The sequence below is a fragment of the Rubneribacter sp. genome, assembly GCF_965361815.1.
Genome location: NZ_CBDTNW010000188.1, coordinates 1 through 15,873, shown reverse-complemented (window position 1 = coordinate 15,873; position 15,873 = coordinate 1). Strand labels below are relative to the sequence as shown.

12 protein-coding genes, 1 other RNA gene and 1 pseudogene are annotated in these 15,873 nt (G+C 66.7%); 13 read left to right on the top strand and 1 reads right to left on the bottom strand.

Features of this window, described 5'->3' with window-relative positions:
* From ACWKY3_RS13675 to ACWKY3_RS13660, 4 genes and pseudogenes are all read left to right on the top strand, one after another.
* Positions 1–227 (top strand): annotated as a pseudogene (locus ACWKY3_RS13675) (hypothetical protein); the annotation flags it as partial.
* Positions 224–646 carry a type II toxin-antitoxin system VapC family toxin gene (locus tag ACWKY3_RS13670; RefSeq protein WP_449316945.1) on the top strand — a complete coding sequence of 141 codons (423 nt, stop codon included), beginning with the start codon at positions 224–226 and terminating at the stop codon, positions 644–646. The pseudogene ACWKY3_RS13675 and the gene ACWKY3_RS13670, both read left to right, overlap by 4 nt.
* Before the next feature lie 194 nt (positions 647–840).
* Entirely contained in the window at positions 841–2,619 is a 1,779-nt protein-coding gene (gene aspS, locus ACWKY3_RS13665; RefSeq protein ID WP_449316944.1) for an aspartate--tRNA ligase, read from the top strand.
* 57 nt (positions 2,620–2,676) lie between these two features.
* Entirely contained in the window at positions 2,677–2,925 is a 249-nt protein-coding gene (locus ACWKY3_RS13660; RefSeq protein ID WP_449316943.1) for a hypothetical protein, read from the top strand.
* Between the two features lie 833 nt (positions 2,926–3,758).
* Here ACWKY3_RS13660 and ACWKY3_RS13655 read toward each other — a convergent pair.
* Positions 3,759–5,198: a radical SAM protein gene (locus ACWKY3_RS13655; protein ID WP_449316946.1), complete on the bottom strand. Its 1,440-nt coding sequence runs from the start codon at positions 5,196–5,198 to the stop codon at positions 3,759–3,761.
* A gap of 150 nt (positions 5,199–5,348) precedes the next feature.
* Here ACWKY3_RS13655 and ACWKY3_RS13650 point away from each other — a divergent pair, with 150 nt between their 5' ends.
* From ACWKY3_RS13650 to ACWKY3_RS13610, 9 genes are all read left to right on the top strand, one after another.
* Positions 5,349–6,143 (top strand): TetR family transcriptional regulator, encoded by a 795-nt coding sequence (locus ACWKY3_RS13650; protein ID WP_449316942.1) that lies wholly within the window; start codon positions 5,349–5,351, stop codon positions 6,141–6,143.
* Positions 6,144–6,266: 123 nt separating this feature from the next.
* Positions 6,267–6,362, top strand: an RNA gene (gene ffs, locus ACWKY3_RS13645) — signal recognition particle sRNA small type.
* 89 nt (positions 6,363–6,451) lie between these two features.
* Positions 6,452–7,135, top strand: a complete 684-nt coding sequence (locus tag ACWKY3_RS13640; RefSeq protein ID WP_449316941.1) for a VTT domain-containing protein — start codon at positions 6,452–6,454, stop codon at positions 7,133–7,135.
* Positions 7,136–7,377: 242 nt separating this feature from the next.
* On the top strand, positions 7,378–9,876 hold the full coding sequence (gene dnaX, locus ACWKY3_RS13635) for a DNA polymerase III subunit gamma/tau (RefSeq protein ID WP_449316940.1): 2,499 nt from the start codon (positions 7,378–7,380) through the stop codon (positions 9,874–9,876).
* Between the two features lie 77 nt (positions 9,877–9,953).
* Positions 9,954–10,298, top strand: coding sequence for a YbaB/EbfC family nucleoid-associated protein (locus ACWKY3_RS13630; RefSeq protein ID WP_449316939.1), 345 nt, complete (start codon positions 9,954–9,956; stop codon positions 10,296–10,298).
* 18 nt (positions 10,299–10,316) lie between these two features.
* Entirely contained in the window at positions 10,317–10,913 is a 597-nt protein-coding gene (recR, locus tag ACWKY3_RS13625; protein WP_449316938.1) for a recombination mediator RecR, read from the top strand.
* Positions 10,914–11,621: 708 nt separating this feature from the next.
* Positions 11,622–12,959 (top strand): molybdopterin-guanine dinucleotide biosynthesis protein B, encoded by a 1,338-nt coding sequence (gene mobB, locus ACWKY3_RS13620; protein WP_449316937.1) that lies wholly within the window; start codon positions 11,622–11,624, stop codon positions 12,957–12,959.
* Position 12,960: 1 nt separating this feature from the next.
* On the top strand, positions 12,961–14,109 hold the full coding sequence (locus ACWKY3_RS13615) for a 4Fe-4S binding protein (RefSeq protein ID WP_449316936.1): 1,149 nt from the start codon (positions 12,961–12,963) through the stop codon (positions 14,107–14,109).
* 274 nt (positions 14,110–14,383) lie between these two features.
* Entirely contained in the window at positions 14,384–15,718 is a 1,335-nt protein-coding gene (locus ACWKY3_RS13610) for a redoxin domain-containing protein (protein ID WP_449316935.1), read from the top strand.
* Positions 15,719–15,873: the final 155 nt, after the last annotated feature.

The following is a 15,873-nucleotide window of genomic DNA, read 5'->3' as shown; positions in this document are numbered from 1 at the left end:
TGCGTTATGCGTCGCCGCCGTTTGCGGCAACGGTGGACACCGAAGCCGAGCGAGCCGCCCGCGCCAAACGCCGCGAGGAGCTGTTCCGGCAGGCGGAAGAAGAGCGCGCTGATCTTCCCAAGGATTTGCCCAGTGCCGTTGAGATGCTGCGGCAGGTGCGCGACGAGCGTGACGTTGCGTTCGAGGCCCTCTCTTCGGTGATGTCGGGAGGGGCGGTGAAAGCGTGATTGTTCTGGACTGCAACGCCGCCCTTGAAATGGCGATGGGCACCCAAGACGGCGCAGGGTTGAAGATGCTGCTTTTGAAGGGTGAAAAAACATATGCGCCTGAGTTGTTCTGTTACGAGGTGACGCACGTCTTGTCGAAGTACGTGCGCGGTGGATATCTTTCGCAGGAGCAGGCAATTCGGTGCGGCATGCGCGCGTTTGCCTCCGTTGACGAATTCGTCGACGATAAAGGCTCGTGGGTGGAAGTGTCGGGAGAATCGAACAGGCTACAGCACTCGACGTACGACTTGTTCTATTTCGTTCTTGCGCGACGGCTGGGCGCCACATTGTTCACGTTGGATAAAAAGCTGCAAGCGTTGTGCGCGAACAACGGTGTGAACTGCGTGTACCTTGACGCTGAGTTCGGTCAGGACGCATAGCGTCCGTCGGCGCGGCGCCGGACGCGCTTGCCTTCCCGCCCCGCGCATTTTGCATGAAATGGCGAATGCGACCTGCGCGCTTGCGGTCGGTGTCGTACAATAACGCAGTTTGAGGCAACGTTTTCCGCCTGCGCAACGCGCGCATCGCGTGGGCGGGGCGCCAACATAGTTTGCAAGGAGAAGAGAAAAGCATCATGGCAGATTTGAAGAACGAATACTGCATGCACACCGCCACCTGCGGCGAGCTGCGCAAAACCGACGTCGGCCGCGAGGTCGTGCTCACGGGCTGGGCGTGGCACAACCGCGACCACGGCGGCCTCATCTTCTGCGACCTGCGCGACCGCGAGGGCTACACGCAGGTGGTGGTCGACCCCGATTGCGTGAGCGCGGAAGACTTCGCCAAAGCCGAGCACCTCGGCCGCGAGTACGTGCTGAAGGTGACGGGCACGGTGCGCGAGCGTGCCGTCGACGCGGTGAACCCGAACATGGCCACCGGCGAAATCGAGGTGCTTGCCAGCGCGCTTGAGGTGCTGAACACATCGGTCACGCCGCACTTCTCCATCGAAGACGGCATCGAGACCGACGAAACCACCCGCATGAAGTGGCGCTACCTGGACCTGCGCCGTCCCGAGATGTATCGGGCCCTGCACCTGCGTCACACGGTGGCCCAGGCCATGCGCGGCGCGCTCAACGAGCGCGGCTTCCTGGAGGTGGAAACCCCCATCCTGGCCAACTCCACGCCCGAGGGCGCGCGCGACTACATCGTGCCGAGCCGCCCGAACCCGGGCAAGTTCTATGCGCTGCCGCAAAGCCCCCAGCAGTTCAAGCAGATGCTCATGTGCGCCGGCATCGAGCGCTACTACCAGATTGCGCGGTGCTTTCGCGACGAGGACCTGCGAGCCGACCGCCAGCCCGAGTTCACGCAGGTGGACATAGAGATGTCCTTCGTGCAGGGCGAGGACGTGATGAACCTCATGGAGGACGTCATGGCCGAAACCTTGCGCGCGGTGGGTGTGGAGCATGCGTTCCCGCTTGAGCGCATGCCCTACGCCGAGGCCATGGAGCGCTTCGGCAACGACCGCCCGGACACGCGTTTCGGCATGGAGCTCAAGGACCTCACCGACATCGTGAAGGACACGGGCTTCAAAGTGTTCTCGAGCGTGGCGAACTCCGGTGGCGTGGTGAAGGCCATCAACGCCAAGGGCGCGGGCGACTGGAGCCGCGGCGAGGTGGAGAAGTTGGCCGACATCGCCGCCGAAAACGGCGCGAAGGGCATGGCCTGGGTGGCCTTCACCACTGACGGCCAGGAGAAAAGCCCCATCAAGAAGTTCTTCTCCGACGAGGAGTGGGCGGCGCTCAAGCAAGCCATGGACGTGGAGCCGGGCGATTTGCTGCTGTTCGCGGCCGACACCTACGAGGTGGCGTGCGCGGTCCTTTCCGCACTGCGCCTGCGCATGGCCGATCTGCTGAACGTTCCGCGCGAGGGCCATGCGCTTTTGTGGGTGGTGAACTTCCCCATGTTCAAGTACGACGAGGACGAGAAGAAGTACGCCGCCGAGCACCATCCGTTCACGCACGTGTTGGACGAGGACCTGGACAAGATCGAAAGCGACCCGCTGGCCTGCGGCAGCTACAGCTACGACCTGGTCATGGACGGCTTCGAGGTGGGTGGCGGCACCATCCGTATCCACAGCGCCGAGGAGCAGCGCCGCGTGCTGCGCGTGTGCGGCTTGTCCGACGAGGAGATTGACGAGAAGTTCGGCCACCTTATCCGCGCGCTCGAGCTGGGCGCCCCGCCGCACGGCGGCATCGCGCTGGGCCTCGACCGTTTGGTCATGCTGCTGGCGGGGAAGGACTCCATCCGCGACGTCATCGCGTTCCCCAAGACCAGCTCCGCAAGCGATCCCATGACCGGCGCGCCGAGCGCCGTTTCCGGCCGCCAGCTCAAAGAGGTGAGCCTCCGCACCTTGTAGGCTGCAACAAGGCGGCCGCGTTTCCAAGGCGGCCGCCTTGCGGGAAAGGAGGAGCGTATGAGGCTGACACGCGTAACGGAGTCGGGGGATGTGGAGGTGGACGACGTGGGCGCCGCGCTCGCCAAGTTGGCGGCGTACGAGGATGCCCACGAGGCCACGCAAGCCGAATACGATCGAGTGGCGGCGCTGATCGAGAGCCGTCGTGCCGAGGGTCGGCTGCGCGGTTCGACGAGCAACCAGCTTATCGCCCAGAAGATGAGCGCGAAAGCGGTGCTCGTCTTGTTCGAGTCGCACGGCGTCGAGTGACGGCGCGCTGCTAGGGGCCGACCTGCGTTTTCGCGCGAAGGTCGGCCCCTTCGTGCGCAGCCGCCTCGCGCCTTCGCCTGCGTGCGCGTCATGCCGTTGCTTTCGCCTGCTCGCGCGTCTTATCTGCTTGTGCATCCTATCTGCTTGCACCTCCCATCTGCGCCTCCGTTTGCTCGCACATTCCATCTGCCTGCACATCCCGCCTGCGCCTCCGTTTGCTCGCGCATTTCGCCTGCGCTTTCGCCTGCTCTCACACCCCATCTGCCTGCACATCCCATTTGCGCTTTCGTCCGATCATCTTTCGTCTGTCGCACGTTGTGAGGCGGACCCCGCTTTGCTGCGGGCGGCGTTTGCTTCCTGCTCGTGCCCTCCGGAGAGGGAAAAACGCGCAAAATCCCCTCGCGTGGTCAAAAACAGCGTAAGTCGGGGGATATTTCGGGTTGTTGCCATGTATGTCTCCGTAAAAGCCCAGGTCGTCGTGAGCCGCTGCGGAGCGAAAGCCTCAAAAATCCCCGACTTACGCCGTTTTTGACCACTCGAGCCTGAAAACGTGCATTTTGAAGGCTCTGCGCGCAAATCCCGCCGTGCTGGGTCAAGGCGGCACCCGTGCCTTGTCGAGACTCGGAGTTTGCCCCGTGGTCCTTCGCCATGCCAAGTCGAGGCAGCGTTCGCGCCTTGTCGAGTTGCGGAGGTTGCGCTCATGACCCCTTGCCATGCCGGGCTGAGGCAGCGCCCGCGCTCCGTCAAAATTCCGGGGACTGCCCCCCCATGGCCCCATGCCGTGTCCGTTTCTTGCTGCGGGGCGGAGGGCATGGCTCGTCGGCCGGTTGCTCCTATTCGCCGTCCTCCAAAGGCTTGCGCGTGCGGCCCATGCGTGCGAACTTTGCCTTGTCGGTGTCGGCCATGCCCTGGCCGGGGTCGTGGCGTTTGGCGAACTGCGGATCGTCCGGATCGCCCCACAGGCGCTCGGCCACCGGCTTCCATTCCTCGCACGCCTTTTCCGTTTTGGCGCACAGGTCGGCGGCGGTCTCCTCATGCTGCAGGTCGGTGGAGTGCGCACCGCTGCGCTTTACCATCTCGGTCAAACAGCCGCTGTTCTCGTAGATGGGGCAGGGACGCAGCAGGTTGTCGTTGAAAGGCTGGCCCTCGTAGTACTCCATGAAGATGGGCGAGCGCAGCGCGTCGAGGAGGCTCACCTCTCGGATGTTCGCGTTGGAGTAGTGGGCGAATACGCAGGGCTCCACGTCGCCGGCGGCGTTGATGTGCAGGTAGCGCCGCCCGCCGGCTATGCAGCCGCCCACGAACTCGCCGTCGTTTTGGAAGTCGAGCGTGAAGAGCGGCTTGGTGTCGCGCATCTTTCGCACGAAACGGTACAGGTGCTCGCGCTGGGCGGCAGTGGCCATGAGCTCGGCTGGCGAATCCACCCCCACGGGGAAGTAAGAGAAGATCCAGCAGAACAGCGCGCCCTGGTCGATGAGCCAGTCGAAGAACTCCTCCGACGCGATGGACTCGGCGTTGGCCGAGGTGTAGCAGCACGACACGCCGAAGGGCAGCCCGTGTTCGCGCAGAAGCCCCATGGCTGCAGCCACCTTGGCGTAGGTGCCCTGGCCGCGCCGTCCGTCGGTGGCCTCCTCGAAGCCTTCAACGCTGATGGCGGGAATGAAGTTTTTCACGCGCAGCATGTCCTGGCAGAAGTCCTCGTCGATGAGCGTGGCGTTGGTGAACGAGAGGAAGGTGCAGTCAGCGTGCTGCTCGCACAGCGCGATGAGGTCGCGCTTGCGCACCAAGGGCTCGCCTCCGGTGTAGATGTACACGTAGGTGCCCAGCTCTTTGCCCTGGCGGATGATGGAGTCAAGCTCTTCCAGGGTCAGGTTCTCCTTGTGGCCGTACTCGGCGGCCCAGCAGCCGGTGCAGTGCAGGTTGCAGGCGCTTGTGGGGTCCATGAGCACGGCCCAGGGGATGTTGCACTGGTACTTCTCGCGCATGGCCTCCTGCTTGGGCCAGGCCATCAGGTTGCCGTCGATGACGAAGGTCTTCACCAGGTTATCGCGCACGACGGGATTCAAATCCATGATCTTCATGATGAGCTGGTACCAGTTGTTTTTCTGGTCGATGGCGTTGCGGAACGCCGCGCGCTGGCTGGGGAACAGGTCGGCGGGCGCCACTTTGTCCAGTAGGTCCATGATCTTGACGGTGTTGGCCTCGGGGTCCTTCAGGAAGTAGTCGAGCGTCTTGTCGAGCGCGGCGCGTTTGATCTGGTCGGTCGCTTTCATGCTCATCGCTCCTTTCGTGCTTCTATATTTTCCACAAATGTTGATTATTCATCTTATGACGATTATAGTGACGGGGAGGTGACGGGCAATTGCCAGTTTCGATTCGGATGGGGGTTATTCCCCAGATCCGGCGGAAAGTGGGGCGCAACGATGGAAGGCTCTGAAGACTCGGCGGCGGAGGATGCGCTGAAAAGGCAGCCGGGCGCAGCGGGGGACGGGTCGGACGGACAATCGGGCGCAGCGGGGGACGGGCCGGACGGGCGGCCGGGCGCAGCGGCGGGCGCGACGCGCCGCAACGGTTGCGCGCAGGCGACGCGGCGCGGCGAGCGCGGACCGGCGGCGAAACGCGGCGGGCGCGCGCAGGATCGGCGGGTCGCCCGCACTAAGGCGGCCGTTCATGCTGCGGTCCTCAAACTGGTGCAGGAGCGTGCCTTCGACAAGGTGACCGTGGCTGCCGTGGCGCGCGAGGCCGACATCGACCGCAAGACGTTCTACCTGCACTACGCTTCGGTGGACGACGTGGTGGACGAGATCGTCCGCGAGGAGGCCGAGTGGCGCGTGGCCATCGTGCGTGAAGAGGCGTTCGCGCTCGGGGAGCGTATGGATGTGGCCGATCTCTTCTCGCGTGTGAGCGTGGCGCTCATGGAGCAGTTCGAGGCGAGCGGGCTGACGTTTGCGCATCTGTCCTCCGACCTGCTTTTGCGCAAGATAGAGCGCCCGCTCACCGAGGCCATCATCGCCGACGACGCACTGGGCATGGCCGCTGCGCTGGGTCCGCGCCTTCCGTACGCGGTGTCGTTTTTCAGCGCGGGGCTGCTGTCGGTTATGCAGCACTTGCTGGCCAACGATTCGGAGATGCCGCTTGAGGAGCTGGCGCGCATGGCGAGCGTGGCCGTGGCGTCGGGCGTGGAGGGCCTTCTGCGCGATGCGCAGCGCACCGTGTAAAGCCGGTGTAAAATCCGCTTGGGGACTATGTGCTTTTGGTCGCTTCGGCGGCGGAGGCCGAACGGGGCTTGCGCGCATCGGCTATACTGGGACCTCGCATGCGTGGCATGCACGGGAGTATCCCGGATGGGCCGGGGCGGCGCCATGTTCCGAACCTGGTCAGGTCCGGGAGGAAGCAGCCATAAGGGACCGCTGACGAGCGCTCCCGCCCATCCGGGATACTTCTGCGTACGAGGACGCTTGCGGCAACAACGCCGCCGCGCGCCGGATGCGGCGCGCATCGCGCGTCTTGGAGCTGAAAGGCGCTCATGGAAATCATCGACTTCTTCGTCAACCTGCTATCCGATCCGCGTGGCGCCATCGCCGGCTGGATTGTGGCGCTGGGCGCGGTGTGGGTGTACACGCCGCTGTTCCTCATCGTGTTCGTGGAAACGGGCTTGGTGTTCTTCCCGTTCCTCCCCGGCGACTCGCTGCTGTTCGCGGCGGGCGTGTTCTCGGCCGACGGGGGAGGGCTCAACATTTGGGCGACGCTCATCGTGTTCTACGTGGCGGCTATTTTGGGCAACACCTCGAACTACTGGATAGCGCGCTTCTTCGGCAAGCGCATCATCGACTCCGGCAAGGTGAAGGCGCTCACGCCCGAGCGCATGGCGAAACTCGACCACTTTTTCGAGAGGTACGGCGGCCTCACCATCGTCATCACGCGCTTCATGCCGTTTTTCCGCACGTTCGCTCCGTTCATCGCGGGCACGGGGCATATGAACTTCGGAAAGTTCACGCTGTTCAACTGCATCGGCGGCATCACGTGGGTGAGCTTGTTCGTGCTGGTGGGGTACTTCTTCGGCGGCATTCCGCTTGTGCAGGAGCACTTCGAGGTGATCGTGCTGGGCATTGTGGCCGTGTCGGTGGCTCCCGCCATCATCGGCGCGATCAAGGCGGCCATGGGCTCGCGCAAGGCGAAACGGGCCGGGACGGACGCCGAGGCCGAGTAGCATGCGGTCGCGCGGCGCGGCAAGCTGGGTCGAAAACGGGCGGGGCGGAGGCTCCGCCCGTTTTTCGTGGTGCGGCCGGACAGGCGGCGGGGCGGGGTTGCCGGGCGCGGGCTGCTGATGCTGTGTGCTTGACGGCGCCCTCCGCGGTCGTGCGCGGTTGCCGATATAATAGGGAGGACCGATGATTTGGGCAGGGGGCGCGCCCGCTGCCCGACAGCATGCGCGTGGAGGGCGATTTTCCCATGTCGGAAGCACTATACAGGAAGTACCGGCCGCAGATCTTCGAGGACGTGGTCGGCCAGGAGCACATCGAGCGCACCATCAAAAACGCCATCGAGCAGGACAAGGTGAGCCACGCCTACCTGTTCACCGGCCCGCGCGGCACGGGCAAGACCACCACGGCGCGCCTGCTGGCCAAGGCGCTTCTGTGCGAGCACGGGCCCACGCCCGAGCCCGACGGCACGTGCGAGGACTGCGAGATGATCGCCAACGGCGAGCACCCGGATGTCTACGAGCTGGACGCCGCCAGCCGCACCGGCGTGGAGAACGTGCGCGAGGAGATCATCGGCCGCGTGCAGTTCGCCCCCACGCGCGGGCGCTACAAGATATACATCATCGACGAGGTGCACATGCTGTCCACGGCGGCGTTCAACGCGCTGCTGAAGACGCTTGAGGAGCCGCCAAGCCATGTGGTGTTCGTCTTGGCCACCACCGACCCGCAGAAGGTTCCCGAGACGATTCATTCGCGCTGCCAGCGCTTCGATTTTCGGCGCATCTCGCAGGAGGCGCTCGTGTCGCGTCTGGGCGCGGTGTGCGTGTCCGAGGGCGTGGAGTTCGAAGGCGAGGCGCTCGACCTTGTGGCGCACCGGGCCGAGGGCGGCATGCGCAACGCGCTCACCTCGCTCGAGCAGCTCATCGCGTTTGGCGAGGGGAAGGTCACGCTGGAAGTGGCCGAGCGCATGCTGGGCGGCGTGGACACCAACGATCTCGCCGAGATCGTGCGAGCCATTGGCACGCGGGACGTGGCGGGGTGCTTCCGCTGGACGGCTGAGTTCGTGGAGACGGGCGCCGACCTCGCTCAGTTTGCACGCGATCTGGCCGAGCACGTGCGCAACCTGTACGTTATGGCGCTCACCGACGCCGACGTGGCGCTGGAGGTGGGGGATACGGAGCGGCGCGAGCTGGCGAGCGAGCTGCCGCTGTTTGGACCCGACCGCCTCTCGCGGCTGCTGGGGGTGCTGGGCGATTTGTCCGCGGAGCTGAAAACGTCCACGAACCCGCGCCTGTCGTTCGAGATAGCGCTCACGCGCATGGTGCGGCCGGATTCCGACCTCACGCTGGAGGCGCTGGCCGAGCGCGTGGAGGCGTTGGAGAGCGGCTACTCGGCGGTGGCGCACGTGACGAGCGCGGGAGCGGCGAACGTTGCAACGGCGGGGGCCGCGCCTGTCCCTGCGGCGGCGGGGATGGCGCCTGCGGTGGCGCCGTCGGCGCCGTCGGAGCCCGCTGCGGCCGTGCCCGCCCCGCAGCCCGCTGCGGCCGGGTTCATCCCGCAGTCCGCCGCGGCTGCCGCGCAGTCCGCTGCCGCTGTGTCCGCAGCTGCTCCGCAGCCGGTTTCGCAAGATCGAACCCAGGCCGCTCCTCCGGCATCCGCTCCCGCCCCGCAAGCGCCCGTTCCGACAGCGCCCGCTCCCGCGGCCTCGGACGTGGCTTCCGTCCCGGCCTCAGCCGTTCCCGCCTCGTCGCCGTCTCCCGCCGCAGCTCCAGCTGGCGGCGGAGGGGTTTCCCCGGAGTTGGGCGAGAGCCTGCAGAATCCCGCAGCGCTCCAGCGCATCTGGCAGGCCGCGCTGTCGGCCCTCAAGAAGGAGAAGGCCGCCTACGGGGTGCTCTTCCTCAATGCGAAGGCCGCCTACGACGCCGGCAAGCGCGTGCTTTCGATAGAGTTCCCGGCCGAGAACGCGTTCGCGTACAAAGCCGTGCAAAAGCCCGACGTGCAGCAGGCCGTGTCCGCCGCCCTCGCGCAAGCGTGCGGCGAGGCGATTCCGTTCGCCTACGTGCAGGCCGGCGGCGCCTCCGCTGCGCCGGTGCCGACGGCGCCGGCCCCCGAGCCGACCGCTCAGCCGGTGTCGGCCCCCTCGTCCGTTGCGCCCGAACGCCGTTCGGATCCCGCGCCGGCCCCCGCCGCCCCTGCGACGACCCAGCTCGTGCCGCCCGCTTCCGCCCCCGCGCCGGCCCCCGAGGTTCAAGCCGCAGCCCCCGCCGCTTCGCGCGAGGTTCCGCCCTTCTCAGACGATCAGGTTCCCTACGACGATGCGGACGCGCCCGTTCCGGACGAATCGGATTACGGCGTCCCGGCCCCGTCCGCGCCTGTTCCGTCGCCTGCGGTTGCGCTCGCTCCGGCCCCGACATCGGGGTCCGCGTCTGCTTCGGTTCCGGCAACCGTTTCGGCCCCGTCGGAGCGTTCTGCCGCCTCGGCATCGGCGTCCGCTCCGGTTGCCTCGTCCGCCCCTGCCTCGGCGTCCGCCCCGGCAGCCACGCCCGTTCCGACGGCGTCTGCGGCTCCGCCCGCGCCAGCTCCCGCACCCGCGCCGGCCCCTGCGACTCCGCCTGCGGCCGTCCCCCAGGCGCCTGCGGCTCCGGGCGCGGCCCCTTCGCCTGCCGGTCCGGCCGACTCCGCCGACCTGCAGGCCATCCTGGCCGCAGGATTCGGCGATGGCGTAGTTGTCGAAGAAGTGAGAGAATGACCTTCGCGCGAAAACCGCTGCGAAAGCCGCCGTCGCATGCGCGCGGCGCAGGAGACGACGACAGATAGGAGATGACGATGGCGAAACGAGGCGGGTTCCCCGGAGGCGGCATGGGCAACATGGGCGCCATGATGAAGCAGGCGCAGAAGATGCAGCTCGAGCTGGCCAAGGCCCAGGAGGAGATCAAGGACATGACGTTCGAGGCCACCGCCGGAGGCGGCATGGTCAAGGTGGTCGCGTCGGGCGATATGTCCGTGACCAGCATCGTCATTGATCCGGAGGCTGTGGATCCCGAGGACGTGGAGATGCTGCAGGACATGGTGACCGCGGCTGTGAACGAGGCGCTGCGCGGCGTGTCCGAGCTGAGCTCCCAGCGTCTGAACGCCGCCACGGGCGGTCTCAACATCCCGGGCCTCATGTAGGCCGGAGGCGGGGTTTTCATGTACGCGGCACCGTCCATCCAGAAGCTGCTCGACGAGCTGGAGCGTCTTCCCGGCGTAGGGCCGAAGTCCGCCCAGCGGATAGCCTATTGGATCCTCAACGCCGACAAGGCGACGGCGCTGCGCTTGGCGGAGGCCATTGCGGAGGTGAAGGACCAGGTGCGCTTCTGCGAGCGCTGCTTCAACTACGCCGAGGACGACCTGTGCGAGATCTGCCGGTCGCCAAAGCGCGACGCGGGCGTCATCTGCGTGGTCAGCGAGCCGCGCGACATCCCTCCCATCGAGCGCACCGCCGTCTACGACGGCGTGTACCACGTGCTGGGCGGGGCGCTCTCGCCCTTGGAGGGCATCGGGCCGGACAACCTGCGCATCGCCGAGCTCATGAAGCGCCTTGCCTCCGAGGAGGTGCGCGAAGTGGTGCTGGCCACGAACCCCAATGTGGAGGGCGAGACGACGGCCGCCTACCTGGCCCGCCTCATCAAGCCGCTCGGCATCCGCGTCACCCGTCCCGCGAGCGGCCTGCCCGTAGGCGGCGACCTCGAGTTCGCTGACGAGGTGACGCTCGGCCGCGCCCTCGAGGGCCGTCGCGAGGTGTAGGAGCGTTTGCGGGGATAGCCGGGTGCGGGCAAAAAAAATCGGGACGTCGCCGTCCCGAAAGCAAGAAGAAGGGTTCCGCTCCCCTCCAAAAGCAGAACCCTTTTCTTTACGAAAGCATCAAGCCTTTGTAAAGCGAGGTCCAGTATAGCACCGCCCTCCATGAAATATCAACATATTTTTTCGGCGAAGCTCCTACGGCGAAAACCTGCCTTTGCCTTCGCCCCGCCCGCCGCGAGTTCGCCGCGGATCCGCCGTGAGCCGCGAGCTGCGAGCTACGAACCCGCCACGGGCCGCAAGCTGTGGGCCTGCTGCGGTTGCCGCGTTCGGGGCGGTCGGCTTAGCTTCGGTGGTGCGCGGTCCAAGATCCGGCTTGAGGCGCGCGTTGAGCAGGCTCGTGCAAGATGTTTCCCGAAAAATGGCCAAGTTCCCCAGTTATGAGTCCCAAGTTCCCAAGTTATGAGTCCTTTCTCCGACGCCAGCATCAGATATTTTGCAACTTAGAATTTCTGACCAGGTGGTTCGCAAACGGCGTTTTGCGCGTTTCGTGAGAGAAACCGGGCATGGCGTCGAAAAAAGACTCATAACTGGGGAACTTGGCCGTTTTTCGGGAAACATCTCGCATGGGCCGCTGGGGAAGGGGGCCGTGCGGCGCGCCCGTGTCGCGCGCGGCTTCTGCTATACTGGGCGCCGAGCAAAGAGGGGGCGCGCATGGTGAATATTCCCAGCCCGGCCGTGTCGGTGGTCGGGCGGCACAACTCAGGAAAGACCACGCTTATAGAGAAGCTGATCGCCGAGCTGGTGAGCCGGGGTTTGGACGTGGGCAGCGTGAAGCACCACAGCCATGTGGGCTTCGACATCGACATTCCCGGCAAGGATTCCTACCGTCACCGCGCCGCCGGCGCAAGCGAGACGGTGATAGCGGCGCCGGGTCAGATGGCGTGCATCAAGACGGTGGAAGGCGAGTTGGAGTGCGCCGACATCGTGCGCGGCATGCCGGGGCACGACGTGGTGGTGGTGGAGGGGTACCGCAAAAGCGGGCTGCCCACCATCGAGATCATGCGCGCAGGCAGCGAGGCCGATTCCCGCGTGGCCGCCGTGTTCGCCGAGGGCGCGCGCCGGGGCTGGCCTTTGGGCGCCGACTTCACGCAACTCGCGCGTGAGGACGCGCCGTTGAGCGAGGGTCCTTCTGCCGGCGAGGTTTCGCAGGGCGCTTCGCATGCGTGTTCTGCGGGGGTCGGGGATCGCTTTGCCGTGCAACGCCCCGACCATGGGGACGTCTCGAACAAAATGCCCGGCGCGCGGACCGTGGCCGTCGTCACCGATATCGCCGAGGCGCGCGAGGCCGCATCGATCTACGGCATTCCCGCGTTCGATTTGGACGATGTGGCCGCGCTGGCGGATTTCATCCAAGGCCACTACGCGCGGCCGCGCGTGACGGTGGTCATCCAAGCGGGGGGCGAGAGCCGTCGCATGGGGCGCAGCAAGGCGACGGTGCCTTTCGCCGGTCGTCCGCTCATCTGCCGGCTGGTCGAGCGCTTGGCTCCGGCCGCCGACGACCTGGTCATCACCACCAACGAGCCTGAGAACCTGGCGTTTCTGCACGAGGAGTTCCCGGGCTTGGGCATCCAGCTGGTGCGCGACGAGCTGGACTTCCGCGGCGCGCTGCCCGGCCTGTACACGGCGCTGCGCGCGGCGCGCAACCCCTACGTTGCCGTGGTGGCCTGCGACATGGTGTTCGCGTCCCCGTCGTTGGTGGTGGCCGAGGCGCTGGCCATGAACGAGTCTGGCGCCGACGCGGTGGTGCCGGTGAACAAGCACGGCTACGAGCCGTTCCACGCCCTGTACCGTCGCGATGCGTGCCTGCTGGCCGTGCGGGCCGCGCTCGACCGGGGGGAGCGCAGCGCTCAGTCGTTCCTTCCGAACGTGGAGGTGTTCGAGTTCCCGCAGAGCCGCGTGCTGGAGGCCGAGCCCATGGGCGGCTGCTTCATCAACGCCAACACGCCCGAGGAGCTGCGCGGCATAGAAGAGTCGTTTTTGGAGAAGTGACATGCCCAATCTCGTAGACATCGTGGAAGTGGCCGAGGCTCTGGAGAGCAAGGCGGTGTATCTGGCCTCCGACCGCTGCGTGGCCGTGCGAAACCGGCATTCGTCGTGCGCGAAGTGCGCCGACGCGTGCCCGACCGGCGCGGTGTTCGCCGCCGACAACGTGCTCTCGCTCGATGCCGAGACCTGCGTGGCCTGCGGGGCGTGCACCACGGCGTGCCCCACCGAGGCGCTCATCCCGCTGCGGCCCTTAGACGAGGACCTGGCGTCCGCGGTGGTCGCCGGCGTGGCGAACACGGGCGGCACCGCCGTGTTCGCGTGCGCGCGCATCGCGTCGAAGCACGTGGGCGACCCGACGAAGTACGCCGAGGTGCCGTGCCTGGCGCGCATGGAGGAGAGCGTGCTTCTGGGCTTGGCCGCGCGCGGCGTGCGCGACATCGTGCTGGTGGACGGCACGTGCGCCACATGCCGGTTCCGCGGCAACGTCCCCGGCATCGACGCGGTGGTGGCCTCGGCGAACGACCTCATGGCGGCGCAGGGTTCGGACATCCGGGTAACGCGCGCCTCGGCGTTTCCCGAGGAGGCGCTTTTGGAGGACAAGCGCAAGCTTCTGGGCGAGTCGCGCCGCGGCTTCTTCACGAGCGCCCGCTCGCGCGCCAAGGACGCGGCGGGCACGGCGGCCGAGGTGATGGTGTTCAAGAACGACGCCGCCGGCGCGCCGTCTTTGCGCGAGCGGTTGCGCATGTCGGATGCGGGCACGCTTCCCCAGTTCAACCCCGAACGGCGCATGCGCGTGCTCGACGCGATAGATTCGCTGGGCGCCTCTGTGGCGCCCGAGATAGACACGCGGCTGTTCGGCAGCGTGCGCATCGATGCGCAGCGCTGCTCGGTGTGCGGCATGTGCACGGTGTTCTGCCCCACGGGCGCGCTTGTGAAAAGCGAGGTCGTTCCCGAAGACGGCGTGGGCAGCTACCTGGAGTTCTCGGTGGCCGATTGCGTGCAGTGCAACCTGTGCGCCGACGCGTGCCTGAAAAAATGCCTCGAAGTGGATTCGGTGGTGAGCACCGCCGAGCTGTTCGACTTCGAACCGCGGATGATCCATCTGCCCGACCCGCCCAAGCGCGCCGGCATCCTGAGCAGCCTCAAGCGGTAGGGCGGCCGCCCTCGGGGGCGTTGCGAGCGGGTGCGGCGGCTGCGGAAGGGACGTCGGCTGTGAGGCGGGCGCCAAGAGGCGCTTCGGCTGCGCGCACCGGTCGCGAGGCGGGCGCGGCGGCTGCAAGGCGGGTGTCCGAGGGCGCGCTTCGGGGCGTGCGCCCGCCCATGCATGTGGGCATGCGGTCGAATCGGCGATGCGCCCTTCCTTCGGCGGGCGAAGTGCTGTATAAGAGGGCAACGCGTTTTGCATCGACCCGCCCAAGGAGGACCGCATGGGCTTTTCCTTAGAGACGAGCGTTCCGGCGCTCACCGTGTTCGCGCAGGGGCTTTTGAGCTTCTTCTCGCCGTGCGTGCTGCCGCTCATCCCGCTGTACGTGGGCTATCTGGCCGGCGGCGCGGGGAAGGTGGCGGATGACGGCACCGTGGAGTACCCGCGCGCGAAGGTGCTTGCGAACACCGTGTTCTTCGTGGTGGGCGTGAGCTTTGCGTTCTTCCTGCTGGGGTTTGGGTTCACGGCGCTCGGGCAGTTCTTCACGGGCAACCAGCGCGCGTTCTCGGTGGCGGCGGGCGTCATCATGGCGCTGTTCGGCCTGTACATGCTGGGCGCGTTCGGCAAGGCGCGCGCGGTGGAGACCGAGCGGCGGCTGCCGTTCAACCTGAACAAGTTCGCCATGAACCCGCTGGTGGCGCTGGCGTTGGGCTTCACGTTCAGCTTCGCGTGGACGCCGTGCGTGGGTCCGGTGCTGGCGAGCGTGCTGCTCATGGCGTCGTCGAGCGCTTCTGCGGCGGCGGGGTTTGCGCTCGTGGGCGTGTACACGCTGGGCTTCGTGCTGCCGTTTTTGGCGGTGGGCCTGTTCACGGGCGAGGTGCTGCGCTTCTTCCGCACGCACGGCAACGTGGTGCGGTACACGGTGAAGGTGGGCGGCGCGCTGCTCATCGTCATGGGCGTCATGACCGCGACGGGCTGGATGAACGGCGTGACGAGCTATCTGTCGTCGTTCGGCGCGGCGCCGGCCGCGCAGGAGCAGCCGGCGGACGCGGAGGGCGCTGACAGCGGCAAGGATGCGGACGGCAAGGAAGGCCAGAACGCGGATGCGGCCGGCCAGGGTCCAGCCGACGAAGGTGCCGGTGGGTCGTCGGAGGCCGTGGCCGCGCCGCTTGCCGACCTTGCGCTTATCGACCAGAACGGCGTCGAGCACAAGCTGTCCGACTACCGCGGCAAGACCGTCTTCCTCAACTTCTGGGCCACCTGGTGCGGGCCGTGCCAGCGCGAGATCCCCGACATCGAGGCGCTCTACCATGAGCGAGGCGGAAACGAGGGCGATCTGGTGGTGCTGGGCGTCGCCAACCCCAAGACCGACGAGCATCCCCAAAACAGCGACGTGAGCGAGCCGGAGCTGCGCGCGTTCATCGACGAGCACGGCATCACCTACCCCGTGCTCATGGACACGACGGGCCAGCTGTTCTCCGCCTACGGGGTGACGGCGTTTCCCACCACGTTCATGATCGACGCCAAGGGCAACGTGTTCGGCTACGTGGCGGGCATGCTCACGGCCGACACCATGGACAGCATCGTCGATCAGACGATGGCGGGCGTGAAAAAGTAGCCGGGAGCGCCCCGCGCAAGCGGAAAAACGCCCTCTCTGCGAAGCCGCCGCTGACACGCCCCGCCGCCGGTGGTTCGGCAAAGGGGGGGGGTGTCAGCGCGGTTCGGCCAAGGCGGGCGGGAGGCGGAAAAGCGCGGGGCGCCCTCCGTTCGGTC